Source organism: Streptomyces sp. NPDC022910 (assembly GCF_055561075.1).
Window position 1 is genome coordinate 1 of sequence record NZ_JBVHHL010000167.1, and the last position, 1,613, is coordinate 1,613.

At 66.4% G+C, this 1,613-nt stretch carries 2 protein-coding genes; both read right to left on the reverse strand.

Features of this window, described 5'->3' with window-relative positions; translation table 11 throughout:
• Positions 1-26: 26 nt before the first annotated feature.
• Positions 27-1,043, reverse strand: a complete 1,017-nt coding sequence (locus ACZ3TS_RS42945; RefSeq protein ID WP_467628692.1) for an IS3 family transposase — start codon at positions 1,041-1,043, stop codon at positions 27-29.
• A gap of 20 nt (positions 1,044-1,063) precedes the next feature.
• Positions 1,064-1,525, reverse strand: a complete 462-nt coding sequence (locus ACZ3TS_RS42950) for a transposase (RefSeq protein WP_467628689.1) — start codon at positions 1,523-1,525, stop codon at positions 1,064-1,066.
• Positions 1,526-1,613: the final 88 nt, after the last annotated feature.

The following is a 1,613-nucleotide window of genomic DNA, read 5'->3' on the forward strand; positions in this document are numbered from 1 at the left end:
CGGTAGCTGTCAATCCGGATGAGACGTCAGGCTGCTTGTGCGGCCTGTGATGACGCGGTGTCGGGTGCGGCTTCGGTGGCGGGTGGATTGATCCACACGCGCTTCGGCAGGGCTGGTGGCACGGGGCGGTGGCGGAAGCGCTCCGGGTGAGCGCGGTAGGCCGTGTCGAGGACGTCCGCGCGGCGGGCCTGGACAGCGTGAGCGCTGCCGTCGTGAACCGAGGCCGGGGTGTGCCAGCCGATGCCGGAATGGCGATGTTCGAAATTGTAGTAGAGGAAGAACTGCTGGCAGAACGCGTTGGCGTCCTCGATGGACCCGAAGGTTCCGGGGAATGCCGGACAGTATTTCAGGGTCTTGAAGTTGGCCTCCGAGTAGGGGTTGTCGTTGGAGACGCGGGGCCGGGAGTGCGACTGCTCGATGCCGAGCAGGGCGAGGAGGCCGGACACGGTGTTGGAGGTCATCGACGTTCCGCGGTCGGCGTGGATCGCCTGGGGCGGCACTCCGCCGTTCGCGGTGATGGCGTGCTCGATGAATTCCTTGGCCAGGATTCCGGTCTCCGTAGGCCATATCTCGAAGTGGACGGCCTTGCGGGAGAAGATGTCCAGCATGACGTACAGCTGGTAATAGATGCCGCGGGCGGGCCCTTTTAGTTTCGTGATGTCCCACGACCAGATCTCGCTGGGCCCACGGGCCTCGAGTTCGGGTTTCTTCTTCGCCGGGTGGCGGGCCTGCGCGCGGCGTTCACCGCTTTGACCGGCCTCCCGCAGGAGCCGGTACATCGTGGCCTGCGAGCACAGGTAGAGGCCCTCGTCGAGCAGGGTGGCCCACACCTGGCCGGGTGACTTGTCCACGAAGCGAGGCGAGGCGAGGACCTCCAGCACCGTGCGCCGCTCGTCCTCGGACAACTGCGCGGGATGGTGAAAGGGACGGCGTTCTCTGATCACGGGCGGTTTCGGATTCCGCCGCCGGTGCAGCGTGGCCCGGGAAACTCCCAGGATCCGGCAGGCCGCGACCGTGCCGACCGCTTTCTCCAGGCCCGGCAGGAACGCGTCCTGGACGACCGTTACTTCTTCTTGGAGTCCGCGCTGCCGGACACGTCCTGAAGCAGCGCGAAAGCTTTTCCCGCGATCTCCAGCGCCGTCCGGGTCTTGTCCAGCTCCCCGGAGATCCTCTCGTTACGGGAGGCGAGTTTCTCCGCATCCGCCTTGAGCCGCGCGTTCTCCGCCCGGAGCCGGGCCAACTCCTCCGCCTCGGAACTACGGTGGACCTTTCCCGTGGACGCGGGAAGAGTCCCCTGACGGGCCTGCTTGCGCCAGTGCTCGATATGCGAGTGGTACAGCTTCTCCTTACGCAGCAGCACACCACGCTCCGGACTGCCCTCGGGCAGGGCGTCGTAGGCGGCGAGGATCCGCGCTTTGTACGCGGCGGTGAAGCTCCGGCGCTTGGGGCGGGCCGGCTTCTCGGCGGGTTCGTCGGTCACCCGGCCATCCTGCCGTGCCATCACGGCCTGGTCGGCAACGGTCATCGTCACGCTGTTCCTGGTCCTGTCTCGCCCTGCATCAGATCAAAGAGACGTGCACCTCATCGGTCTCACCGGAGTCTGACAGACAGGG

Coding starts and splice junctions, on each gene's coding strand:
- ACZ3TS_RS42950 (WP_467628689.1), bottom strand. CDS start 1,525: ATGACCGTTGCCGACCAGGCCGTGATGGCACGGCAGGATGGCCGGGTG.